At 35.2% G+C, this 25167-nt stretch carries 26 protein-coding genes; 10 read left to right on the top strand and 16 right to left on the bottom strand.

Annotation, left to right across the window (positions count from 1 at the left end):
- Positions 1-70 precede the first annotated feature (70 nt).
- The gene (locus ACEN2N_RS07210; RefSeq protein WP_424003158.1) at positions 71-655 is read right to left on the bottom strand and encodes a DUF3332 domain-containing protein; all 585 of its coding nucleotides are present in this window, start codon (positions 653-655) and stop codon (positions 71-73) included.
- A 220-nt stretch (positions 656-875) separates the two neighbouring features.
- Between ACEN2N_RS07210 and ACEN2N_RS07215 the strand changes: the two genes are divergently transcribed.
- A complete protein-coding gene (locus tag ACEN2N_RS07215; RefSeq protein ID WP_441823695.1) occupies positions 876-1397 on the top strand; it encodes a 5' nucleotidase, NT5C type in 522 nt (173 codons plus the stop codon).
- Here ACEN2N_RS07215 and ACEN2N_RS07220 read toward each other — a convergent pair.
- From ACEN2N_RS07220 to ACEN2N_RS07240, 5 genes are all read right to left on the bottom strand, one after another.
- Positions 1389-2402, bottom strand: a complete 1014-nt coding sequence (locus ACEN2N_RS07220) for a phytase (protein ID WP_441823696.1) — start codon at positions 2400-2402, stop codon at positions 1389-1391. The two genes, ACEN2N_RS07215 and ACEN2N_RS07220, sit on opposite strands and share 9 nt — an antisense overlap.
- A gap of 26 nt (positions 2403-2428) precedes the next feature.
- A complete protein-coding gene (locus ACEN2N_RS07225) occupies positions 2429-5311 on the bottom strand; it encodes a TonB-dependent receptor (protein WP_441823697.1) in 2883 nt (960 codons plus the stop codon).
- A 183-nt stretch (positions 5312-5494) separates the two neighbouring features.
- Positions 5495-5755, bottom strand: a complete 261-nt coding sequence (gene rpmA, locus ACEN2N_RS07230) for a 50S ribosomal protein L27 (protein WP_339836436.1) — start codon at positions 5753-5755, stop codon at positions 5495-5497.
- A gap of 40 nt (positions 5756-5795) precedes the next feature.
- Positions 5796-6461, bottom strand: a complete 666-nt coding sequence (gene rplU / locus ACEN2N_RS07235) for a 50S ribosomal protein L21 (RefSeq protein WP_441823698.1) — start codon at positions 6459-6461, stop codon at positions 5796-5798.
- A 96-nt stretch (positions 6462-6557) separates the two neighbouring features.
- Positions 6558-7013: a DUF4199 domain-containing protein gene (locus tag ACEN2N_RS07240; RefSeq protein WP_441823699.1), complete on the bottom strand. Its 456-nt coding sequence runs from the start codon at positions 7011-7013 to the stop codon at positions 6558-6560.
- Positions 7014-7202: 189 nt separating this feature from the next.
- Here ACEN2N_RS07240 and ACEN2N_RS07245 point away from each other — a divergent pair, with 189 nt between their 5' ends.
- A complete protein-coding gene (locus ACEN2N_RS07245; RefSeq protein WP_441823700.1) occupies positions 7203-8525 on the top strand; it encodes a M16 family metallopeptidase in 1323 nt (440 codons plus the stop codon).
- A gap of 8 nt (positions 8526-8533) precedes the next feature.
- Positions 8534-10606 (top strand): insulinase family protein, encoded by a 2073-nt coding sequence (locus tag ACEN2N_RS07250; RefSeq protein ID WP_441823701.1) that lies wholly within the window; start codon positions 8534-8536, stop codon positions 10604-10606.
- Between the two features lie 72 nt (positions 10607-10678).
- On the opposite strand, the gene ACEN2N_RS07255 is transcribed toward ACEN2N_RS07250, so the two are convergent.
- Together ACEN2N_RS07255 and ACEN2N_RS07260 are read right to left on the bottom strand one after the other, a co-directional pair.
- The gene (locus ACEN2N_RS07255; protein ID WP_441823702.1) at positions 10679-11422 is read right to left on the bottom strand and encodes a head GIN domain-containing protein; all 744 of its coding nucleotides are present in this window, start codon (positions 11420-11422) and stop codon (positions 10679-10681) included.
- Between the two features lie 68 nt (positions 11423-11490).
- Positions 11491-12381, bottom strand: coding sequence for a DMT family transporter (locus tag ACEN2N_RS07260; RefSeq protein WP_441823703.1), 891 nt, complete (start codon positions 12379-12381; stop codon positions 11491-11493).
- Positions 12382-12536: 155 nt separating this feature from the next.
- Between ACEN2N_RS07260 and ACEN2N_RS07265 the strand changes: the two genes are divergently transcribed.
- Entirely contained in the window at positions 12537-12908 is a 372-nt protein-coding gene (locus tag ACEN2N_RS07265) for a heavy-metal-associated domain-containing protein (protein WP_424003178.1), read from the top strand.
- A gap of 1 nt (position 12909) precedes the next feature.
- Positions 12910-13332, top strand: a complete 423-nt coding sequence (locus tag ACEN2N_RS07270) for a hypothetical protein (protein WP_441823704.1) — start codon at positions 12910-12912, stop codon at positions 13330-13332.
- 12 nt (positions 13333-13344) lie between these two features.
- Here ACEN2N_RS07270 and ACEN2N_RS07275 read toward each other — a convergent pair whose 3' ends face one another.
- From ACEN2N_RS07275 to mutY, 5 genes are read right to left on the bottom strand one after another with little or no spacing between them, the layout of a single operon-like run.
- Positions 13345-14292: a pyridoxal-phosphate dependent enzyme gene (locus tag ACEN2N_RS07275; RefSeq protein WP_441823848.1), complete on the bottom strand. Its 948-nt coding sequence runs from the start codon at positions 14290-14292 to the stop codon at positions 13345-13347.
- Between the two features lie 9 nt (positions 14293-14301).
- Positions 14302-14862 (bottom strand): gliding motility lipoprotein GldD, encoded by a 561-nt coding sequence (gene gldD / locus ACEN2N_RS07280; protein ID WP_441823705.1) that lies wholly within the window; start codon positions 14860-14862, stop codon positions 14302-14304.
- Positions 14852-16180, bottom strand: a complete 1329-nt coding sequence (locus tag ACEN2N_RS07285) for a gliding motility-associated protein GldE (RefSeq protein ID WP_441823706.1) — start codon at positions 16178-16180, stop codon at positions 14852-14854. Before ACEN2N_RS07285 ends, gldD begins: the two co-directional genes overlap by 11 nt.
- Positions 16181-16199: 19 nt before the next feature.
- The gene (locus ACEN2N_RS07290; protein ID WP_441823707.1) at positions 16200-16682 is read right to left on the bottom strand and encodes a single-stranded DNA-binding protein; all 483 of its coding nucleotides are present in this window, start codon (positions 16680-16682) and stop codon (positions 16200-16202) included.
- Between the two features lie 27 nt (positions 16683-16709).
- Positions 16710-17759, bottom strand: a complete 1050-nt coding sequence (gene mutY / locus ACEN2N_RS07295; protein ID WP_441823708.1) for an A/G-specific adenine glycosylase — start codon at positions 17757-17759, stop codon at positions 16710-16712.
- A gap of 127 nt (positions 17760-17886) precedes the next feature.
- Here mutY and ACEN2N_RS07300 point away from each other — a divergent pair, with 127 nt between their 5' ends.
- From ACEN2N_RS07300 to ACEN2N_RS07320, 5 genes are all read left to right on the top strand, one after another.
- Complete coding sequence (locus tag ACEN2N_RS07300) at positions 17887-18177, top strand: HU family DNA-binding protein (protein WP_027065813.1); 291 nt, start codon at positions 17887-17889, stop codon at positions 18175-18177.
- 262 nt (positions 18178-18439) lie between these two features.
- Positions 18440-19990: an Rne/Rng family ribonuclease gene (locus ACEN2N_RS07305; RefSeq protein ID WP_441823709.1), complete on the top strand. Its 1551-nt coding sequence runs from the start codon at positions 18440-18442 to the stop codon at positions 19988-19990.
- 89 nt (positions 19991-20079) lie between these two features.
- Entirely contained in the window at positions 20080-20811 is a 732-nt protein-coding gene (locus ACEN2N_RS07310; RefSeq protein WP_441823710.1) for a hypothetical protein, read from the top strand.
- A gap of 82 nt (positions 20812-20893) precedes the next feature.
- Positions 20894-21268: a hypothetical protein gene (locus ACEN2N_RS07315; protein ID WP_441823711.1), complete on the top strand. Its 375-nt coding sequence runs from the start codon at positions 20894-20896 to the stop codon at positions 21266-21268.
- 56 nt (positions 21269-21324) lie between these two features.
- A complete protein-coding gene (locus tag ACEN2N_RS07320) occupies positions 21325-21801 on the top strand; it encodes a regulatory protein RecX (RefSeq protein WP_441823712.1) in 477 nt (158 codons plus the stop codon).
- Positions 21802-21820: 19 nt separating this feature from the next.
- Here the strand turns inward: ACEN2N_RS07320 and ACEN2N_RS07325 are convergent, their stop codons facing one another.
- The 3 genes from ACEN2N_RS07325 to ACEN2N_RS07335 form a co-directional block, all read right to left on the bottom strand.
- Positions 21821-22681, bottom strand: coding sequence for a cupin-like domain-containing protein (locus tag ACEN2N_RS07325; RefSeq protein WP_441823713.1), 861 nt, complete (start codon positions 22679-22681; stop codon positions 21821-21823).
- A gap of 78 nt (positions 22682-22759) precedes the next feature.
- The gene (gene bioB, locus ACEN2N_RS07330; protein WP_441823714.1) at positions 22760-23854 is read right to left on the bottom strand and encodes a biotin synthase BioB; all 1095 of its coding nucleotides are present in this window, start codon (positions 23852-23854) and stop codon (positions 22760-22762) included.
- A 113-nt stretch (positions 23855-23967) separates the two neighbouring features.
- Positions 23968-25161: a beta-ketoacyl synthase N-terminal-like domain-containing protein gene (locus ACEN2N_RS07335; protein ID WP_441823715.1), complete on the bottom strand. Its 1194-nt coding sequence runs from the start codon at positions 25159-25161 to the stop codon at positions 23968-23970.
- Positions 25162-25167 lie beyond the last annotated feature (6 nt).

Below are 25167 nucleotides of genomic sequence, written 5' to 3' on the forward strand. Positions count from 1 at the left end.
CATTGGTTTTAGAAACTAAAAAGGTCCTGATGAATATCAGGACCTTTTTTAATTTTATATGTTCTTCAGATTAGTTGTTTTCTGCCAACATACCTTCTAGATAATAACAATCTGTTTGCTCTTTAATTTGAGCCAAACCTTCTTCTTTAGAGCTTAACGGATTAATTTTAACCTCTTCTCCGTTTGGCATGTATACGATATAAAATCCTTCTTCAAAAGAAGATAATTTTATTATCTCACCATTTGGTCTTACAGCATTCCAAGATTTTTCACTTGGCTTATAAACTAAATCAATTTTCTTTCCTTTTTTAGGTCCATCAACTACGGTTACTTGCATTCTGTTCTTAGTAGCGGTCATCTCAAAGGTATTACCATCTCTTTCTACCATCTGGGTTTCTGATTCCCCTTCTTCCATCGCAATTGGGTTAGAACCTCCCCAAAATTCTATTACGTTGAAGATAATGGTGTCTCCTAAAAAGAATAAACCATATACCGGAATTATATTTAAGCCCCAAAACACCAAATTATTTACAAATTTACTGTCAGACAACCCTTGATTCCAGTCTTTTAAATTATTGAAGGCACTAAAAGACCCTAAGCAACTAGAGAATAATAATGTACTTGCCATTGCAACACAGATAATTGATTTTTTCATGATATGATTTGTTTAGAATTAGTTCAGCAAAATACAACTCAATACTTCTTATATTTTCTCTTTTACATTTTATTGTTAACTCTATAGATGATTTTAGCTGCTCATTGTTCTAAATGATTGTTAAGCAGTCCGTCATTTTGCTTCAAAATTCTTAGTTTTAATTTTCCACTGAAAACTTGGTTTTAGAACCATCACTTTCTACTATTTAAATTAAAATAATATGATACTTTTCGTTGACATGGACGAGGTTATTGCTGATACCTATGGCGCCCATATAGAACTTTACAACGCTGAATTTAACGGAGAACTAACAAAAGATTTATGTTCGGGTACCGAGGTATGGCGCATGGTTCCAGAATCGCACCAAGAAAGTGTTCGTAAGCACGCTACAAGAAGAGGGTTCTTCAGAAATCTAAAACCCATTGCAGGTAGTCAAGAAATATTATCTAAGCTTGCGGACAAACATGAAGTCTATATCGCATCGGCCGCCATGCAATTCCCTAACTCTTTAGAAGAAAAAAGCGAATGGTTAGATGAGCACTTTCCTTTTTTACCTTGGCAAAATAGAATTCTTTGCGGTCACAAACACATTCTCAAAGGAGATATACTTATAGACGACAGAAGTTTTAATCTAGAAAATTTTGATGGCAGAAGCCTACAATTTACCTCGCCACACAATGTAAACACTGAAGGGTTTGAACGTGTAAATACTTGGTTTGAGATTGGGGAGAAATTATTGTAACCCCAACCTCTTCAAGTCATAAAAGTAAAAGTTCTTTTCGTCGTTCATAGCGACGAAAAGTCCATTTTTGAATGTATCATTTAACGGCACAGTTACTGCCTCACAACCATCAGTTTCGGTGGTAGAAAGATTCACAGTAGTAATATAGGTATTGGTTTCCCTATCAAAAATGTTGAACTCGCCCTTCTGCTGGTTAGATACAATTAAATAACCATGTCCATCTGTGTAAGATGCAATAGCAATACCTTCTATATCTTCATCAAAATATTCACCCCCAAAACAAGAAATCTCTTCATTACCCATACTTGGTTCTGCATGGTATTTTTTAATGCACACACCTTCATCAGAGAAATAAACAAAACCATTTTCATCATCTACAGCAATTGCCTCAATTTCTTTGACTCCGCTAAACTTACCGAATTTTCGAAAATAATTGGAGGATACACCAAGACTATCAGCAATAAGAGCATACTGATACAGATAACCATCTGCAGGACCAGTTTTTCTACCTACAATAGCATATACAGTTGCATCCTTGGGTGACTTAAATAAGCTTATCCCCATAGGCAATCTATTCTCTTCTAATTCCTCATCTTCAAATACCTTAAAACCACCACCGTCTAAAGGCTTCATATCAGGTACAGAAAACATTCTTATTTGCTGTTTCTCACGCTCTGTAAAAACCAAAATATCGGTTACCGTAGAATCGTTCAGCTGAAAGCCATATTCAATATCTACATTGTTTGGACGTTGAATATCTCTAATAGTTTTATCCTGAATAATTTTTCCGTTCAAATCAAAAGCATAGATAGCACCATTAGTTTTTTTATCGGTTCCAAAAACAATACTCTCAGCAGGATTTTTAGGGTTAACCCAAATGGCAGGGTCATCGGTATCGTTCAACGTAAATTCTGTGATAACATCAGGTGTAATTTTTGGCAACCTACTATGTCTGCAAGAAACCATAACAATTGTAAGCACTAGTAAATATGATATATTTTTCATTTTTAATATTTAAAGTGGGTACTGGATTATTTTTTAAACAGGTCGTATTTTAAGCCTAAGCTAAAACGTTGTCCATAAAATTCGATTTGCTGTGTACGCTCTTTAACTCCTTGAAAATACCGCAATGGCTGATTGGTAATATTATTTAAATCTGCATACACACTAAGATTTTTGCTTACCTGAAACGTAGCATTAAAATCTAAAAACATTTGGGTATCGTAATACCTATCTTCAAAATCGTTGCCGCCGATTTCATCAATATAACTATCAGAAAAATTTGCAGATAATCTTGCACTGAATTTTTTATCTGCATAACCTAAAGACCCATTAAACATATTGGGAGCCGTATTTGGCAAATCTAAATCGCTACGCTCATCGCCATCTTCATTTCGTATACCATCGGCAGAAGATGATAAGTAAGTGTAATTCAAATAAAGACTAAAGTTTCTAGCAAAACCTGGTAGAAAATCTAACTGACGCTGAAAAGCAAATTCCATCCCAAAAATTGTAGCGCTATCGCCATTCAAAGGTTGAAAAACATCATAACCTTCTGTTCCTGCACCTAAATTATCATCTGGTGCTTCATATATAAATGTATAAATGAACTCATCTATATTCTTATAGAACAAACCTCCAGAAATTAAACCTACACTTTCAAAATAATGCTCTGCCATAAGGTCAAAATTCATAGATGTAGTTGGGTTCAAATCTGCATTACCTATAACCAATTCTTTGTCTTCATTAATTACTTCAGCCCGTGGAATAAGATCTTGATAATTAGGTCTTGCCAAAGTATTGGTCCATGCAAACCTTAATATGGTATTTGTAGATACATCATATTTTAAATGCACACCAGGTAACACATTTGTATATGAATTTTCGCCAATTACTTCTTCTACCAGTACAGCCTCATCTATACCTGCATCTTCATCTTCCTCTATATAAATAACTCTATTACCCTTAGATTCTAACTGCGTATTCTCTAATCTCACCCCAACCAAAACACTAAATTTTTCAGATAGCTTCTGATTTAGCATAACATAACCAGCAAGCACATCTTCATTTACGTTAAAGTTACTAGGCGCAAACTCATCTACAATTAACTCGCCATCTGCAATATTCAAATCTAAAGCACCTAGCCAAGCCTCACTCGCAAATGAACCTATTTGATACTGACTCCCTGCCAGATAATCTGGGTCACTATAATCTTTTACTGGTACTGCTGCCAAGGTTGGAAAATCATCTTCTAAATCAAATTCATAAAAATTATTATCCCTTAATTTGGATTTAAATCTACCTCTTGCACCAAATTTTAGGCTGCCTTCACCTTGACTAAAAATATCTGCTGGAATTTCAAAATTTACAAATACGTTTAAATCTTCTTCTTCTGTATACTGATTCTCTTCAGTAACCTCACTATACTCGAAATTTTCTAAAGCAGCATCTGCCGTATTTACTACCGAATATCTTGGATACCTAGAATTTAATATATCATTATTAATACTATATTCAGATTCAAACTCTGCATAACGCTCATTTAAACGCTCTTCAGATGCTTTAGCAAAAGAAGTCATCCAATCTACTTTTAAACTACCCCAAAGATGATTACCACCTAAGCTGTAATTTTGCATTCGTTGATCTTCCAAGCGGCGATTTTTATTTCTACCACTATCAATACCACCTTTAGATTGTCTTTTGACTTCTACAGGGAATCTTGTAGGTACACCGTCGGTTATAATAAAGTCGCTTTCTTCAATATCTTCTGCATCTAAAATCTCATGCTCTAAACGAAATCTGTTTTCACGATCATCTCTCCAATTATACATTGTTTTTAAAAACACAGTATTATTAGCGTCGAATTTATAATCCAAATTTGTTGAAAAACTACGTCTTATCCTCTGTACCAAATATTCTCGTTGCTCATATACATTTACATAAGGATCAACATCTACTTCTTCTAAAATTGGTTCTCCATCGCCATCTTCAATTCCAGTATTATATTCGAACTCATCTGTCCACTCTGCCTCTACATTATCAGAACCAAAATCGTTATCATTACCAGAGACTGAAATCATCCAACCAAACTTATCATTTTTACTACGGTCACCTAAAAGAACCGAGCCATTTAAAATGGGTTTATCTGTAATGAAATTAATACCCGACCCCAATGTTGCAGAAAGTCTAAAACCTTGCGGAGATGTTCTTGTTATCAAGTTTACAGAACCACCCAATGCATCTGCATCCATATCTGGTGTAACCGCTTTACTTACTTCTATAGATTGAATCATATCAGCAGGTATCAAATCCATCTGAACATTTCTGTTATCGCCTTCAGCGGATGGTATTCTGCTACCATTTAATGTCACGGAATTTAATTGAGGTGATAAACCTCTAACTATAACATTTCTTGCCTCACCTTGATCCATTTGCATGGTTATACCAGGAATCCTTTTTACCGCATCACCTATATTGGCATCAGGAAATTTACCTATTTGATCAGTAGAAACTACATTGGTTATATTCAAATTGGTCTTTTGGGTATTCAAAGCTTTTGATTGACCATTTAACCCGTAAGCAGATACCTCAACACCTTCAAGTTCCACACTTTTCTGTTCTACAGATAACCTAATACTAACGGTTTGGTGAGCAACTACGGTAACTTCTTGTGATAAATCTGCATATCCTAGATAAGATACTTTTATAGAATAAGTGCCTTCAGGTACATCTACTATTGTGAATTTTCCATCAAAGTCTGTAATTGAACCTTTTGACAATGAAGGGATAATGGCATTTGCCCCGGGTAAATACAATCCGTTTTCATCGGTTACGACGCCCTGAATGTTACCAGATTGGGCAACTAAAATAAAAGGTAAGAGCAAGAGCAAGAAGAATAATACTGGTTTTTTCATTTTCTATGTGGTTGTTATTGGATCACAAAGAAATTAGAAACGAGTTGAAATAGTGTTGCCTTAATTTTAAGGCTATTTTAAGATTTCTTGAATTTTAATAGATATTTACATTAAGTTAACCCATTGCTAACAAAAAAACCCTCTTCATTGCTGAAGAGGGTTTTTTAAAAATTCATATAAAGCTTATGCTTCAAAAGGCTCAATGGAAACAAATGATTTTCCACCAGCTTTTTTAGTAAACTTTACCATACCATCAACACGTGCGTGTAACGTATGATCTTTTCCTGCGTAAACATTTTCACCAGGATTGTGTCTTGTTCCTCTCTGTCTAACTAAAATGTTACCAGCGATTGCAGCTTGACCACCAAAAATCTTAACTCCTAATCGTTTTGATTCTGATTCTCTACCGTTTTTCGAACTACCTACACCTTTCTTATGTGCCATTGTCTAAGGTTTTAAATATTATTATACTTAATGATTTAGCTTATTTAGCTACACCACCATCTAATTCGTCTTGCCATTTTTGTAACTCGTCCCATTTACCATCAGCAGCTAATTGTGCTTGCTTTGGCCAAGTGTCAGTTACGTGATTTCCACGAACGTCAGCAATAATTTCAGAAATTTTAGCTGCGTCTGTTTTTGCTAATTCAGCAAAAGTAGAAATACCTGCATTGTTTAAAGTCTCAGCGATTTTTGGTCCGATACCTTCAACTTTCTTTAAATCATCAGCTTTACCTGTAGCTTTTTTAGCTTTTGGCTTAGCTTCAACTGGTGCTGCTTTAGCTTCTTCTTTTTTAGCTTTTGGTTCAGCTTTCTTAGTTTCTGCTTTTTTAGCTCCTTTAGAAATAATCGACTCGATTACAATCTCTGTAAGAGACTGACGATGTCCATTTTTCTTTCTGTAACCCTTACGTCTTTTCTTGTGAAAAACGATTACTTTGTCACCTCTAAGGTGCTTAACGACTTTAGCCTCTACTGCGGCTCCGTCTATAGCCGGGGCGCCGACAGTAACGTTCGATCCATCAGACAAAAGAAGTACATTGTCAAAAGTGACTTTTTTACCTTCTTCTACCTGTAAACGGTGAACGTACACTTTCTGGTCTTTTGCAACTTTAAATTGCTGCCCTGCCATCTCTACAATTGCGTACATATTGTTAAATGTAATGATTAAACCTGATGGATTTTTTCCATAGGCGGGTGCAAATATAATTCTTAATCGTGAATTTACAAGTGTTTTTTATGATTTTTATACTCTCTTAATGCTTCTAGTGTTCGAAGTCTTAAATAGTTGCATAAATGAGAGCGTTAATACCAAACTTGTCGTAAAACCCATTATGGCTACCACTAAAAAAACAATCGCTTCAAAACTACGATAAGTGCTGGCCCATTTAGTCGATAATTCCTCTAAAAAGCCTGGCTGAAGCTCTGTTGAATATAACGCAAAAAAGAAAGTAAAAATTAAAGTTGCAACGCCACCGGTTATTAGACCGGCCATAAACCCGCCAGTATAGGTAAAGGTAGACCCCTTTTCTAACTTGTAATATTTAATGGATTCATAAATAGCAAAACCGGTAATTACAGCATTAAAAAGACTGTAGAATACATTTACATGTAGCTGAAGTAATGACAATATTAAAAAATAGGCGATTAAAGAGCCACTGGCCGCGACACCAAATCTAATAGGTAGGGCATAGTTATTCATAATTGAGATATTTTTTTTGTTTAGAGTTTTAAGATAAACAATAAACAACTATTAATTCAATTTAATCTGTTAAAGAATACTTATATTGAAGATTGCTCCTACAAATAATTATTTTTTTATGTAACATTTTTGTAAAATTATACACTAACAAAACAGAACATTAAAATTCACTAACCTAAAACAGTTTAAATGAAAATGAAATTACTACTGGTTTCGGCTATTTGCCTTTATGGTTTTGCCGGACTTTCTCAAGAGGTCGCTTTTGAAGAGTACAACTTAGACAACGACCTTCATGTTATTCTACACCAAGACAACTCTGCCCCCATAATTTCCATTTCAGTGCTCTATCACGTTGGTTCTAAAGATGAAGACCCAAACCGTACTGGATTTGCCCACTTTTTTGAACACCTTCTTTTTGAAGGTACCGAGAATATTGAAAAAGGCCAGTGGGACAATATCGTATCATCTAACGGTGGTTCTGGTAATGCTACCACAGATGAAGACAGAACGTATTATTACGAAGTTTTCCCTTCTAATAACTTAGAATTAGGACTTTGGTTAGAATCTGAGAGAATGTTACATCCTGTTATTAATCAAAAGGGAGTTGATACTCAAAATGAAGTGGTAAAGGAAGAAAAAAGGCTTCGTGTAGATAATTCACCTTATGGTAAGTTTATCGAAAACATCAAGAAGAATCTTTTTAAAAATCATCCGTATAAAGAAACCGTAATTGGAAAGATGGCAGATTTAGATGCTGCTACTTTAGATGAATTTATTGCTTTTCAGAAGAAATACTATGTACCAAACAATGCAGTATTGGTCATTGCCGGCGATTTCGAAAAAGTGAATGCAAAAAAACTGATTTCAGATTACTTCAATGACATTCCCAAAGGGACTAAGACTTCTAGAAGTTTTCCTTCAGAAACGCCTATTGAAACTGAAATTAATGCGAAAGCATACGATTCAAATATTCAAATTCCGGCTTCTATGATCGCTTATAGAACTCCTGGACTTAAGAATAGAGAAAGTCAAGTATTAGAAATGATTTCGACATATTTGACCGACGGACCATCTTCTAAGCTTTTTAAGAGAATGGTAGACGATGAAAAACAGGCTTTACAGATTGGGGCTATACCCGTTACTTTAGAAGATTATGGTATGTATATCATTTTTGCACTTCCGGTTGGTGAAACTGGTCTACCTGCTTTAAATAATTCTATAGAAGATGAAGTTGCGAAATTAAGAACTGATCTTATTTCTGAGAATGACTACCAAAAACTACAGAATAAATTTGAAAACCAATTCGTAAACAGTAACTCAAGCGTTGAGGGTATTGCAAATTCACTTGCAGAATATTACATGCTCTACGGCGACACTTCTTTAATAAATAAAGAGATAGAAGTTTACAGATCTATCACCAGAGAAGAGATCAAAGAAGTTGCCAACAAGTATTTAAAACCAAATCAAAGATTGGTTTTAGAATATTTACCTGAACAAAATACCGCAAACTAATTACGACTATGAAAAATACATATATATTATTCTTAACATTATTCTCTTGTATAGCTTTACAAGCGCAGGTAGACAGAACGGTTATGCCTACACCTGGTCCTGCACCAGAAATTAACCTTGGTGTACCGCAAACTTTTAACCTTAACAACGGTTTAAAAGTTTTAGTAGTTGAAAATCATAAATTACCAAGAGTTTCTGTTCAATTATCTATTGACAACCCGCCCGTTTTAGAAGGTGATAAAGCTGGCACGGCTAGTTTAACCGGTAGTCTTTTAGGGCTAGGTTCTAAAAACATATCGAAAGAGGCCTTTAATGAAGAAATCGATTTTTTAGGAGCTAGACTTTATTTTACGTCTAGTCGCGCCTATGCGCAATCGCTTTCTAAATATTTTCCGAGAATGATCGAGCTTATGGCCGATGCTGCTATAAATCCGAATTTTACCCAAGAGGAATTTGACAAGGAAAAGGATAAACTTATAACCGGACTAAAATCTGAAGAGAAAGTAGTTTCTTCAATTTCTAGCAGAGTTCAAAGAGCCTTGGCATACGGTAAAAAACATCCATACGGAGAATTTACTACTGAAGAAACCGTACACAATGTAACCCTTGGTGATGTTGAAGAATATTATCGCGAATACTTTGTGCCTGCAAATGCATATTTAATCGTTATTGGTGATGTAAATTTTGAAGAGGTAAAGACTTTAACAGAAACTTATTTTACTTCTTGGACCAAGGCCGTACCACCAAGTTTGTCATATTCTCAACCTAAAAATGTACCGAATACGCAAATCAACTTTGTAGATATGCCAAATGCCGTACAGTCAGAAATTACCGTGCAGAATATTGTTAACCTAAAAATGAGTGATACCGATTTCATTGCGGCATTATTAGCGAACCAAATATTGGGTGGCGGCTCTGACAGTAGAATAAACCTGAACCTTAGAGAAGATAAAGGATATACTTATGGCGCATATTCATCTCTTGGAAATGATAAATACGGTCCTTCTAGATTTGCCGCTTCTGCTGAAGTAAGAAATACGGTTACAGATAGCTCGGTCGTACAATTATTAAAAGAGATCGACTTAATAAATACACAACCAGTAAAAGATGAAGAGTTAAAAACTACCAAGGCATTATATGCCGGTAGCTTTATAATGGCTTTAGAAGATCCAGAAACAATTGCTAGGTATGCCTTAAACGTTGAGAAAGAAAATTTACCTAAAAATTTCTACAAAACGTTTTTAGAGAAACTAGACAAGGTTAGCAAAGAGGAAGTAAAAACAGCTGCTAAAAAGTATTTCAATGTTGACAATGCTCGAGTAATTGTAGTTGGTAAAGGAAGTGATATTTTGTCCAACCTAGAAAATGTGGAGTTTAAAGGAAAGAAAGTTCCTGTTCTTGCCTATTCTAAAACTGCCGACAGAGTTGAAACGCCCGATTACAATGCCGCATTACCAACCGACGTATCTGCACAATCAATACTTGAAAAATATATTGAGGCTATTGGCGGAAAATCGAAACTAGAGAGTGTAAATACCATAGCAATGGTGGCAGCAGCAGAAATGCAAGGAATGAAGCTAGACCTTAACATCAAAAAAACATCTAGCGATCAATTAATGCAAGACTTACAAATGATGGGTAATTCTGTTAGCAAACAAGTTTTAAACGGAGATTCTGGCTACATGGTTATGCAGGGTCAACGCAAGGATCTTGAAGAAAAGGAATTTGAAGCCATTAAAAAAGAATCTGCCCCTTTTTCTGAACTTCAATTATTGACCGACGACACCATTGCTTTAGAAGGTATGGAAATGGTTGGTGATAAAAATGCCTATAAACTTAAGGTGGGTGAAAACAAATCTGCTTTCTACGATGTTGAAACCGGACTTAAATTACAAGAGGTGACCGTAACTGAAATGCAAGGTCAACAAATTGCAAGCACTTCTAATTTTGAAGATTACAAAGAGGTCGCTGGTATATTGTTCCCTTATAAAATAATGCAGACTGTTGGTCCACAATCTTTTGAATTCATAGTTTCAGAAATCAAAGTAAATGACGGTGTATCGCCTGCTGATTTTGAATAATAACAATGCATTACAAATAGAAAAACCCGCTAATTAGCGGGTTTTTTGTTTTTCAATTTCTAGGTTAAGTTTTTACCCTATTTTTCTAATAGTTGCTTCTCCGAAAATTAATCCTTTATCCACTTCTGGGTTACCAGTGTAATTAATATTTGTTTCGCCATAGCAGGTAACTTTTAATCGCTCTTTTACATTCACTCTAAAATTACTTTCGCCATACGCAGTAATCTTAGTTTCTTCTGCTACCATACCTTCTGTATTTACTTCGCTTTCGCCATAGGCTCTAAATACTTGGCGCGCCACAGTACCTTCACCAATTTCTAAATAGCTACTACCATAAATTGCCACGGTTAATTCGTCTATAGAAACCGAATCAAAATATACTTTGGCCGCACCATATAAGGACATTTTAAAATCATCAGCATTAAAGAGATTTTTACATCTAACAATTTCTTCCCCACGTATCGATAAATTTTCGAGTTTTCTATACGTTACGGTAATAGAAGCCATTGTGCCGTTATAAAGTGATTTACTACCGCGCCATTGATCATTTGAAACACGCTCAGATTTCGTTACAACCTTAGCACCATCTAAATACAACCGTAGCGTTCTACCTTCTACTTCTACATTTATTTTATCTAACGATATTTTTGCATTATCAATAACAACACTTTCTTCTTCGCCCTCAACAAGATTTAATTCTATATGCGGACTAACAATTAGTTTATCGAAAGATTTTACGTTGAATGTTTTTTCTTGAGCCTGTAAACTACCTACAACAAAGGTTACTGCGAGTAGCGTAAATATGATTTTTTTCATGATTTTCGTTTTTTCGATTAGTTCTATACAAAGACAACCCTAAGTCAAGTTTGTTACAGTACGCCGAATTATTTTTGCAGAACAATCACTTTTTTCCTATTTACGAGCCATACCCCAAATAAGATAATGAGTCCGCCCAATAGCTGTAAAATACTGATATTCTCGCCATCTAAAAAACCCCATAACACTGCAACAAGAGGAATCAAATACGTTACCGATGCTGCAAATACGGGACTCGATAATTTTATTAATTTATTAAATAGGATGTTCGCCAAGGCCGTACCTAAAAAAGCTAAAGCCATAATGTACCAAACAGCTTGGTGCATTGCACTATTACCAGAAAACTGCTGAAATACTCCCGTATAAATCAATATAATTAATGCTGGCAAAAAAGCGACTCCGAAACTAGCGGTCGTAACTGCTAACGGCGTTAAATGAGATAAATATTTCTTAATGATGTTGATATTAAAGGCATACCCTAATGCAGCAATAATAATAAATAAAGAATACCAATAGTTCTGGTTCACATTATTCTCCATACCTGCAGCAATAAGCACTATAGTACCAAAAAGACCTATTAACACCCCTAAAACTTGCCTTCCCTTTAGTGAAAGTCCGAAAAGCGCTATACCAACCAATGTGGTAAATAATGGTGCTACGGAATTTAAAATAGAGGTAATACCACTACTAATTTCCATTTGTGCCAAGGCAAAGAAAAAAGGAGGAAAAAACGAACTACATAAGCCTGCTATAGCAACCCATTTCCAATCGGTTTTTGAAAGTGTCTTTAAAGATTTAAACCCAAGAATGAATAATAATACCGATGCAAATACAATTCTTAAACCACCAACTTGCAATGGCATATACCCAACTAGAGATCTTTTTATTAATATAAAAGACGAACCCCATATAAGTGATAGAATTACTAGGTAAAGCCACTTCTGGTCTATATTCTTCAATTGTATAATTTTACAGCAAAAGTGGGGTTTTTTCTAAATAAACCAATCCCTATTCCGATATTTTTACAATTGATATCTAAAACCATTTTACATAATTGGTATCTTTACACTATAACCAAATACATTTATTAATTGTATTTGTTAAATCTATCATTATGAAATCAAAAACAGTAGTCCTTTTTATAGCTATGTTTACTTTAGTAATAAATAATTGTTTAGCACAGGAAGGTGAGGCTTTACCTGCTGAAATTTTAACTAATGACAGTAGTACCATACTAGTTACTATAGAAGGTATGGCTTGCCAAGAAGGTTGTGCCGATCAGATTTCTTCAAATTTAATGGATAGCGAAGGAGTCGTTTCTTCAGAAATCAGTTTTGAAAATAAAAGCGGCCTTATCTCTTTTGACCCAACAATTATAACTATTGAAGAGGTAAAGGCCATAATTACCGATACTAAAGTCAAAGATTACAATTACACCATTACATCTGTCAAAACTATTACAGCTATTACTCCTAAGAACGACTAATATGAAAAATATACTTTATACACTTGCCATAGCTACATTAATTACGTTCACTTCTTGCAAAGAAACCAAGAAAGCTGAAGAGCCTTCTAAAATGGAGAACGTAATGAGCATTCATGATGAGGTAATGCCAAAAATGGGAACTATAGGAAAACTAGTTGGGCAATTAAAACCAATGGCAGATTCTCTTGGGGTTGAATCGGTTGAAGCAAAAGCAATGAAAGATTTACAAGAAGCCAATAAATCTATGATGGACTGGATGCAAGGTTTTGGTGATCGTTTCGATTCTGAAGAAATTATGAACGGCAAAGAACTTTCTGATGAAAAGAAAGCATGGTTAAAAGAAGAAGAAGAGAAAGTTCAACAAGTAAAAGAAAACATCAATTCTAGTATTCAGCGTGCTGAAGAGATTTTAAGTAAGCAGTAAAGATTACATATTCTAAAAAGGTAAATTAGATAAGTCTACATTACCACCAGATATTATAATACCAATTTTTTTATTCTGAAAAACTTCTGGCTGCTCTTTTGATTGTTTCAAAACTGCAGCCACAGTTACCGCACTAGAAGGTTCTATGATAATTTTCATACGCTCCCAAACTAATTTCATCACGGCTATAATCTCATCTTCAGTTACCCTTACAATACCGCTAACAAGCTCTTTAATAATGGGAAAGTTCTTGTCGCCCAAAACTGTTTTTAATCCGTCGGCAATAGTGTTTACGGTTTCGTTAGTTTCTATTTTACCACTTTGTAACGAACGGTAAGCATCATCTGCTTCAAACGGCTCAGCTCCATAAACGCTACAGTTATCGCCAATATATTTAGCTGCTAACGCAGAACCGGCAATGAGTCCGCCGCCACCTATGGGACAAAATATAAAATCTAAATCGGGTTGTTTATATAACAGCTCTAAAGCAGCCGTGCCTTGACCCAATATAACATTGTTATCGTTGGATGGGTGCACGAAAGTAGCTCCTGTTTTCAAGGCAATCTCATCTGCTAATGCTTGCCTCGCCTCTACTGTAGGTTCACATTCGTAAATTTTACCACGATATTCTTTCACACCAACTTTCTTAACTTCTGGGGCTGTATTTGGCATCACAATATGTGCAATAACACCAACACTTTGTGCTGCTAAAGATAATGCTTGTGCAAAATTACCGGAAGAATGTGTTACTACTCCGTTTTTCTTCTGCTCTTCGCTTAACTGTAAAATGGCATTGGTAGCACCGCGCATTTTATACGCTCCTGCCCTTTGAAAATTCTCGCACTTAAAAAATACTTGAGCACCAACCTCTTTATCGATTAGTCTAGAAGTTAAAACAGCTGTGTTATGAATAAATGGAGTTATTCGTTTATGACAATCTAAAAGGTCTTGTTTTGTCATCATACGACTTTATTTTTTCCACCGAAGTGTTTCTATGATTCCTCTGATATCATTTTGAAGATATGACGCTGCAGGTAAAATAGAATCATAATTGGGTTTCGTATAAAAATAAACGGAACCGGTTAAAAAATGCTCTGTGCTATCGGTTACATAAAATTGCGATTGTGAAGCGGCATTACCTTGCACTTCAAATAAAGCACCATAAATTTTCTCATCAGGATTTACATAAGGTTGCTCTACAATATTGTCTGCCTTTGTCGCATGTTCATAACTAAGTCTTTTAGAATCAGTTATTAGCTTAGATAAGTTACCATCGATTTTCTTATAACTTAGAAAAATTGCACCCTTCATTTCTGGATATGAAATAGTATAGGCCTTATCGCCATTTAACTCAGCCTTTGCCAATTGATTGTATTTGAAACTGAAATTCTCGGTTTCTAAGTCCGCCAATTTACCTTGAGGATATTCTAAACGCATTTTAGCTTTTGGTTTAGGAATTACAGGCTCTTCTTTACAACTTACCATAAAAGCAAAACCTATTAAAATTATAATCAATGCATTAAACTTCATGTGGCAAGGTTACTTTTATTTGTTTCAATCTTTTCTTGTCCATACCCTCAACTACGAAAGTATACGAATCGAACTGTATTTTCTCACCTCTTTTCGGGAAGCTTCCTGCCTTTTCCAGAACAAAGCCAGCTAGTGTTTCTGACTCCCCTTTATTACTTTCAAAAATTTCGTTATCATCTAATTTTATCACACGGTAAAAATCTTTAAGAGGAGTTTTTCCTTCGAAAACATAGTTATACTCGTCGAGTTTAGAGAAAATTAAATCTTCATCATCAAACTCATCGCTGATATCGCCAACAATTTCTTCAATAATATCTTCTAAGGTCACCAACCCAGAAGTGCCACCATACTCATCAACAACAATAGCTAAGTGATTTTTCTTCTCTTGAAATTCACCCAACAGGTCATCTAATTTTTTATTCTCAGGAACAAAATAGGGCTCTCTGATAAGTGTCATCCAATTAAAGGTCTTTCTATCTAAATATGGCAATAGATCCTTTACATACAACACCCCTTTTACGCTATCGATATTCTCGCCAAATACCGGAATTCTGGAATACCCGTTCTTCTTTATCTCACCTAAAACTTCAGGGAATTTCATTTGCTCGTTCAGCGCAAAAATATCGATACGAGGTCTCATTACCTGTTTGGTATCTGTATTACCAAAGGTTACAATACCTTCTAAAATCTTTTTTTCTTCTTTAGTAGTATCGCCATGAGAGGTTAAATCTAATGCCTGTGACAATTGATCGATACTTAAGCTCGATTTTTGTTTGCCTAGTTTGTTATACAAAAACAAAGTACCCGAACGCATTGGTAAACTCAATGGCGAAAAAATAAAATCTAACACTCTTAACGGATACACCATTAAATGCGCAAAGCTCATTCTATTTCTGTTGGCATATACCTTTGGTAAAATTTCACCGAACATTAAAATTAGAAACGTTGCGACCACGACTTCTAACAAAAAACGAACTGATAATACACCGAACAATACGGTATTTATATTTTCAAAAAGTGTGTTACCAATGATACTGAACAGTAAAACTACACCAATGTTTATAGCATTGTTTGCTATTAGTATGGTTGCCAATAATTTTTTAGGTCGTTCTAAAAGCTTAAGTAATATGGCACTTTTAGCAGATTTTTCGTCTTGAAGCTCTTTAACCTCGGTTGGCGAAAGACCGAACATTGCCACTTCGGCACCAGAAATAAGTGCAGAGCAAAGAAGTAGTACAAAAAGTACAACTATATTAATTGCAAAAACACCGTTTACAACTAATGTTGTCATTAAAAACGGTAAGGGGTCTGGGTCCAATAGCTGCTATTTAAATTTATTAGAATGGTAAATCATCGTCATCTTCTTGACTTGTAGGTGCAGGTGCAGGTCCAGGTCCAGAAGCTTTAGCTGGTGCTTTATTCTCAGTACTAGGCGCCTTTTGAGCTACCGGAGCCGAACCACCATTGTTCTGCATTCCTTCTTTTTTGGTAGTCAAAAAAGTGAATTCTTGAACATGTACTTCGGTCGAATATCTAGTAACACCATCTTCACCTTGCCACTGACGGTTTTTTAACCTACCCTCTACATATACCTTGTCGCCTTTACTAAGATATTTTTCGCAAACTTCAGCAGCTTTGTTTCGTACCACTATATTATGCCAATCAGTATTGGTAACACGTTCACCAGTAGATTTGTTGGTATATGTCTCGTTTGTAGCTAACGGAAACCTGCCAATACTACCGCCGCCTTCAAAATAATGCATTTTAACTTCATCGCCTAAATGCCCAATTAACATTACCTTATTTAATGTACCGCTCATAACTTAAAGATATAAAAACCAAAAGTACTAAAATTTAAATGCTTTGATAAAATCTGCGATTAAAACAGGCACAGGAAATTCGGTTATTTTTTCAACCGATATTTGACCTTCAAACTTATTATCGGTGTAAATAATCCAGAATCTGGTATGTAGGTGTTGATGCGATAATTTATGAACAATAGCATTTTCGTTGTATTCTATTATTTCAACTGACGGCAAAGTGTCCAATACCTCTTTATACCTTATAGTAACATCATCTATTTCAAGGGCATCTTTTGATTCTATTAGCGGAAACTCCCATAGATTCTGCCAAATACCTTTTCCTATTCTTTGATTTAAACGCGTAAATTGATTTCCACCTGCATCCTTATATATAGGTATAAGATAATTGAAGTATCTATTGCGCACTTTTGTCTTCTTTAATTTTACAGGCAACTGATCCACCAGACCCTTCTGCAGTGCCACGCAACTATCGCTTAACGGGCAGTGCAAACACAATGGCTTTTTTGGTGAGCATTGTATAGCACCAAACTCCATAATACCTTGGTTGTAGTCTCGAATATGATATGAGTCCATTACTTTTTCAGCCAAAGCTTTAAAGTATTTCATACCCTCTGTGCTATTAATTGGGGTGTCTATACCATAATATCTTGCAAGCACACGGTATACATTTCCATCAACAACAGCCTGTGGTTCATTAAAACATATAGAAGAAATAGCACTCGCCGTATAGTCACCTACGCCTTTTAATGTTAAAAGTTGCTTATAACTATCAGGAAATTTGCCACCGTGCTCATCGACCACCATTTTTGCTGCTGAATGTAAATTTCGTGCTCTTGAATAATACCCGAGCCCTTGCCAAAGTTTTAAAACCTGCTCTTCATTTGCATCAGCTAAGTCATCAACAGTAGGGAAAGTCTCTATAAACCTCAAGTAATACGGGGTTCCTTGAGCTACCCGGGTCTGTTGAAGAATAATTTCTGAGAGCCAAATTTTGTATGGATCAGTACTCCCGCGCCATGGTAAACTGCGCTTATTTATATGATACCAATCTAAAATTTTACCCGAAAATGACATGCTCTTCTATGCTAAGTGATAAAAGTAGCAGTTTATACACTTAAAATTAACCCATTAGAAAGAAAGATTGAATTTAATTTATATATTTGCAACCCGAAAAAACATACAGAAAATCTAATATTGAAAGATGACGAAAGCGGAAATTGTATCGAAAATCTCAGATAAACTGGGAATTGAAAAAGGAGATGTACAGGCAACTGTTGAATCTTTTATGGAAGAGGTAAAAACATCATTAGAAAGTGGTGATAATGTTTACCTAAGAGGTTTTGGTAGTTTTATCATTAAAACAAGAGCCGAAAAAACCGGTAGAAATATTTCCAAAAACACAACTATTAAAATACCCGCTCACAACATTCCAGCATTTAAGCCTGCAAAGGTTTTTGTAGAAGGAGTTAAGAGCAACGTACACGTAAAATAATTAATCTTAAAAAAAGAACTTTATGCCAAGCGGTAAAAAAAGAAAGAGACATAAGGTAGCAACACACAAGCGCAAAAAGCGTAGAAGAGCTAACCGACACAAGAAAAAGTAGTTTTAATAACTACTTTTTCTTTTTAAAATACGTTCATTGACATAGAAATCCAGAATTCGGATTTCGGCAGATACTTTTGTATTTGTCTATGGTATTGTTTAATCAGTTCGTTCCCTATTTTAATAGCCGAACGACTAAAAATATATTCAGGTGAATAGAGAATTAATCGTAAGATCTAGTTCCCAATCTGTTGACTTTGCCTTGTTAAAGGATGGAAAACTCACTGAACTGCATAAAGAAGAAAACAGTAACGATTTTTCTGTAGGCGATATTTTTCTCGCCAAAATCAGAAAGCCGGTTACCGGGCTTAACGCAGCGTTTGTAAACGTCGGTTATGAAAAAGATGCATTCTTGCATTATCATGACCTTGGTCCGCAATTATCTTCTATGCTTAAGTTCATAAAACAAGTGAGCTCAGGAAAACTAAATGATTACACTTTAGGAAATTTCCCGATCGAGACCGATATTGACAAAAACGGTGTTATTACCGATGTCATAAAAGCAAACCAATCTCTATTGGTGCAAATTGTAAAAGAACCTATATCTACTAAAGGACCAAGAATTAGTTCTGAGCTATCAATTGCCGGACGCTACTTGGTTATGGTTCCTTTTTCTGACCGTGTATCCGTATCTCAAAAGATTGCGAGCAAGGAAGAAAAAGACAGGTTAAAAAGACTCGTTAGAAGCATTAAACCTAAAGGTTTTGGTGTTATCATTAGAACAGTCGCAGAAGGACAAAAAGTCGCAGAACTGGACAAAGATCTAGAAAACTTGCTGAACAAATGGACAGCAATGTGTAAAAAATTACAACGTGCTCAAACACCATCAAAAGTATTCGTAGAACTCAATAGAGCATCTTCTATTTTAAGAGATGTATTCAATGATAGTTTTACTGGAATACATGTAGATGACGACACCTTATACAATGAAATTAAGGATTATGTGTCGGAAATTGCTCCTGAAAAAGAGAGCATCGTTAAGCACTACAATAACACCAACGTACCTATTTTTGAGAAATTTGGTATTGAAAGACAAATAAAAACGTCTTTTGGCCGTACTGCCGCAATGAGCAAAGGCGCCTATTTAATTATAGAGCATACAGAAGCACTTCATGTAATAGACGTAAACAGTGGTAACAGATCTAACAAAGCCAAAAACCAAGAAGACACTGCCCTAGAGGTAAATCTTTTATCCGCATCAGAGATTGCAAGACAATTACGTCTTCGTGATATGGGCGGTATTATAGTTGTAGATTTTATCGATATGGTAAAACCACAACATAGAAAGAGGCTATTTGAACATCTTAGAGATGAGATGAAAGATGATCGTGCCAAGCACAAAATACTACCTCCTAGTAAATTTGGTTTAATTCAGATTACCCGACAAAGGGTACGACCTGAAATGAATATTAAAACAACAGAAGAGGACCCTAACAATGCAGGGAAAGAGGTGGAAGCACCTATTGTTTTAATAGATAAAATTACATCGGACCTTGAAAAACTCCTTAAAGGACCTGCAAAAGACAACAGTATATCACTAAATATACACCCGTTTATAGCAGCCTATATAACAAAAGGTTTTCCATCAATGAGAACAAAATGGTTCTTAGAATACAAAAGATGGATTAAAATTCAGCCGCGTGATGCGTATACGTATCTTGAGTATCGTTTTAAAAACAAAGACGGCAAAACAATATATTAATGAAAAAAGCGATTTCCTTAGGGAGTCGCTTTTTTTGTTGCCAAAATTGAATAAAGCATATTAACTAATCTTAACCATTTCAATTGAAGATGAAAAAATATCTATCTGTATTTCTATTGACTTTTTTGAGTTTCAACGCCTTTGCCCAAATTACTTTTGAACCAGGCTATATTATTAATAATTCTGGGGAAAAGATAAATTGTCTTATAAAGAACAACGGTTGGAAAAACAATCCAACAAAATTTGAATATAAAATTGATTCAAATGCTGAAGTACGAGAAGGAGGAATTTATAATATAGCAGAATTCTCAATTGAAAACGGAAAAAAGTACGCAAGAAAAGAAATAAAAATAGATAGGTCTAAATCGATTCTCAAAAGACTAAGCAAAACAAAAGAAGCTGAATTCATCTTAGAGACCTTATTTCTTGAACAGTTAGTTGAAGGTGATGCAAATTTATTTTACTATGAAGACAGTAATCTAGTAAGATTCTTCTACAACTTAAACAACAATTCTACAACACAATTGATTTATAAAAAGTACCTCACTGAAAACAATCGTATTGGAGAGAATACTGAATATAAAAAACAGCTGTGGCATGATTTAAAATGCGGGAATTCATCTCTTGACGATGTAAAATCTACTGATTACAAAAAGTCTGAATTACTTTCGTTTTTTACTTCTTACAATCAATGTAAAAACCCTAGTTACGTAAGCTCTACTATTTCTCAAAGGGATAATAAAGACGTATTTAATTTAGGTTTACGTGCTGGTTTAAATTCTGCCTCTATGAATTTTAAGTCACCTCAATCCAAGTACTAATTTCGAGCTAGAAAACAACTCTAGTATAAGATTTGGCGTCGAGCTTGAAGCTATTTTGCCTTTTAATAAAAACAAGTGGTCATTGTTTATCCAACCTATTTATCAAACATTTGAAGGTGAAAAACAATTAGAATTTCAAAAGGTCTCAGTAGATTACAAATCAATCGAAACCTCTATAGGAGTCAGACATTACTTTTTTCTTAATTCCGATTCTAAAATATTTTTAAATTCTGCATTTCAAATAGACACGGCTTTAGATTCTAAGATAGATTTCGAATCTAGCAGCGATTTTGAAATCGCACCTCGCACTTCTTTTAATTTTGGATTAGGTTTTGCTCATAAAAATGCTAGTATTAAATTAAACTATAACCCTAGAAGAGCATTGCTTAGTAACTATGCGGCTATTTCTTCTGATTACAAAGTACTGTCTATAGTACTAGGCTATAATTTTTTATAAATTAGCATATGTAATAAACGTTTAAAACTACTATTGGTTTATTATTTTTGAACTACATGAACCAAAAAACGAAAGGCTATACCATTCAAGAAGCCACAAAAAAAATAGAAAGCTATTGTGCATACCAAGATCGTTGTCATAAAGAAGTGGTTTCGAAATTGAAAGACATGGGTATGATCCCATTAGCAGTAGATACTATTATAGCCCAACTTATTGAAGACCGATTTTTAAATGAAGAGCGCTTTGCAAAAAGTTTTGCTCGTGGCAAATTCAATATTAAAAAATGGGGTAAAAATAGAATTGTTAGAGAACTAAAATTTAGAAACATCTCTAAATATAATATCACCACTGCATTAAAAGAGATTGAGTCTGAAGCTTACTTGACAACTTTAGATGAATTAGCTCACAAAAGATTACTGCAAATTTCCGAAACCAATATTCAAAAGCGGAGAAAAAAATTAGCCGATTATCTTCTATATAGAGGCTGGGAAAGTCATTTGGTGTATGAGAAACTTTATGAGCTTATTAAGTAACGCTCATTCAACTTTCTATTTATACTTTTTGATTTTTGTTGGTTCTAGATATGGCTTCTCTATTTTTCCAATCTATCCAATCTTGTCCTTTTAGCTTTCGCATTAAAACGTCATAGTAGCGCATTATTACAATATTATACGATGCCTTAGCCAAATTCTTAGGATTACGCGCTAATGCCCTTAAACTCATTGAGAACCCCGGAGTGTTATATTTCATATAATGCCAATATCCTTCTGGCATATATAAAACTTCGCCATGAGAAAGGGTAGTTTTAAATCCGTTTGCTTTTTTTAAAGCAGGCCACTTATCATAATCAGGGTTTGAAAAATCTATACTCTCATGGGTAATTAAAGAATGTGGAACCTTATATAGATTCTCCGTTTCTGACTGAGGAAACAATATTACCTCCTTTTCTCCATCGAAATGAAAATGAAATATATTTGCCAAATCGATATCGTAATGCATGAAAGTGTACGAGTCTCGTCCGCCGAAAAACATCATTGGCACACCTTTTAAAAGCCTTAATCCGAAGTCCGGAAAGCGATAATCTTTCTGTAACGCAGGCACTTCCTTCAATATATTCCAAAGAAAAATTCTGTACTTGGTAGGCTCCTTCTTCAATAGATCCACATACTCTGCCATTTTCATTTTGGCATGTGGTTCATTGAAACCATCTTTATGCTGCACCGGTCTATCATCATACAAAGGCACGGTAACATCACCCGCTATATCCTTAATATAGTCTAGATTCCACTTGTTAAAAGCAGGCCAGTCTGCAATAGCCTGTTCTAATACAACAGGTTTTTGAGGCTTAAGGTACTCTTTAATAAAGTTGTCCTTGGTAATATGTTTTACCCTCGGAATTTCTGCTAACTTCAATTACACATGGTTTTTTTAGGGAAGCCAAAGGTAATTAACGATAACAAAATAATTTCTTAAAAAAGTAATAATATGGTCTTAGTCAACAAATTTAGCTTTTTGCTTCGCAGTTTCATTACGTTCAATGGAGTGACCAGGTCTAGACCATTTTGGTTTTTCACCTAAAGATTGAATTTGCGAATCTACAGCTTCTACCGTTTTAGGCTGTGATACCTTTGTAAATGGTTTTTGCGGATTCAAACCTAACATCTTGAACATCGCCATATCTTCATTTACATCAGGATTCGGAGTAGTCAATAATTTATCGCCTGCAAAAATAGAATTCGCACCAGCAAAGAAACACATTGCCTGCCCTTCTCTACTCATTTCAGTTCTACCTGCAGATAAACGTACTTGAGTTTCTGGCATTACAATTCTGGTAGTTGCTACCATACGAATCATATCCCATATAGAAACAGGCTCTATATCTTCCATCGGCGTACCTTCTACAGCAACTAATGCATTGATCGGTACTGATTCTGGTTGCGGATTCAATGAAGTTAAAGCAACTAACATACCTGCTCTATCCTCTAACTCTTCACCCATACCAATAATACCACCGCTACAAACGGTAACATTACTTTTACGAACATTTTCAATAGTATCTAAACGATCCTCAAAGGCACGTGTAGAAATTACATCTTTATAATAATCTTCTGAAGTATCTAAATTGTGGTTGTAAGCATATAAGCCTGCTTCTGCTAAACGTTTTGCCTGATTCTCGGTAATCATACCCAACGTACAACAAACCTCCATATCAAGCTTATTTATGGTGCGTACCATTTCTAAAACTTGATCAAACTCAGGACCATCTTTTACATTTCGCCATGCAGCTCCCATACATACACGAGAACTACCTGATGCCTTTGCTCTAAGCGCTTGAGCTTTAACCTGAGAAACAGCCATAAGATCATTACCTTCAATGTCGGTGTGGTAACGAGCAGCTTGCGGACAATACCCGCAATCTTCTGGGCAACCACCAGTTTTTATAGACAGTAAAGTAGAAACTTGAACCGTATTTGGGTCATGGTTTTTTCTATGCACGGTTGCAGCTTCATAAAGTAGCTCCATTAAAGGCATATTGTATATTTCTAAAATTTCTTCTTTTGACCAATTGTGTCTTGCTTCGCTCATATAATCTTAGGTTGTTACCAGGGTTCAAAAATAACGGAATTTAAATTGAAAAAATAATTGGTAGGTTTTAAAAAAATTACGACACCTTTACATCTGTTCTCTTTTATCTTAGTTTATTCGCTTTTACTTACTAAAATACTCACAGCATTACCACCAAAACCAACTGCGTTTACCAGTACTTTTTTAATATTTCTACTATTAGGTTTTGCCACAATAAAAGGCACCGAGATCATCTTATTATGTTGTAACATTAAAACTGCCAACTCTAGATTTAGCATCCCCGAGGTTGCGAAGGTGTGACCAATTTTCCATTTGTTAGAAGTTAATTGAGGTATGTAATCCCCAAAAACTTCTTGAATTGCATTGTATTCTGATGAATCTCCTTTTATTGTACCCGGCGCATGCATTACAATGGCATCTATCTCAGCAACATCTAAATCGCCCAAAGCCATTTTCATAGATTTCTGAAAACATACCGCGTTTGCTGAAATAGACGTATTATGTTTCAATATTTCAGTTGCATAGCCAACTCCATCTATTATTGCCAAAGCATTTTTTACCACTCCTATTTCTAGACACGCTACCGAAGCAGCTTCGCCTAATATCATGGTATTGTATTCTTTTTTTAAGTTCAACGCTTGGCAAGGGTAACTTCGGCTTCGCTCAGTTACCGAATCTTCATACGATTGGGGTGCTTTTGCGTAAATTTTTAATGCCTTCATTTGGGCAATGGTGAAATTGGTCAGCGGCGCTTCACTGGCACCTACCAAAAACTTATTTGCCATTCCGCTATTTAGCCACGCCACTCCGTTCAATACCGAATGCAAACCCGTTGAACAGGTGATGGAATGTGATATTTCTGGTCCGGTCGCACCCAAATCATGAGACACCCATGAAGAAATATTACCCAATGTAGTTGTTGGTGAGCTTAAGGTTGACGAAATACCAGTTTCTAAATACTCTTTATGATATTGCTCAAATAGTTTTGTTGCCCCACGAGACGACCCCAAATTAATTCCGAATTCAGCTGTGTTTTCCCAACCCGATTGCTTCACTGCATTTCTTGAAGCTACCATTGCGAAAAGTACACTATCATCTAATTTTTTGTATTTACTATCAGATGCTCTAAGTTCATCTACTTTTAATCGTGCAGATGATGATAATGGTGCTACCCAAGATGTACCTTCATTCGCTTCAACCAATAAAAAGTAATGTTCGTTGTTCTGATATGCCTGCCAAGTTTCTTCTAATGTGCTACCCAAAGGTGACATCGAAGCTATGGCTGTTATGGATATTTTTTCTTTCAAATTATA

It is taken from the genome of Maribacter spongiicola (assembly GCF_052119685.1).
GTDB lineage: Bacteria > Bacteroidota > Bacteroidia > Flavobacteriales > Flavobacteriaceae > Maribacter > Maribacter spongiicola_A.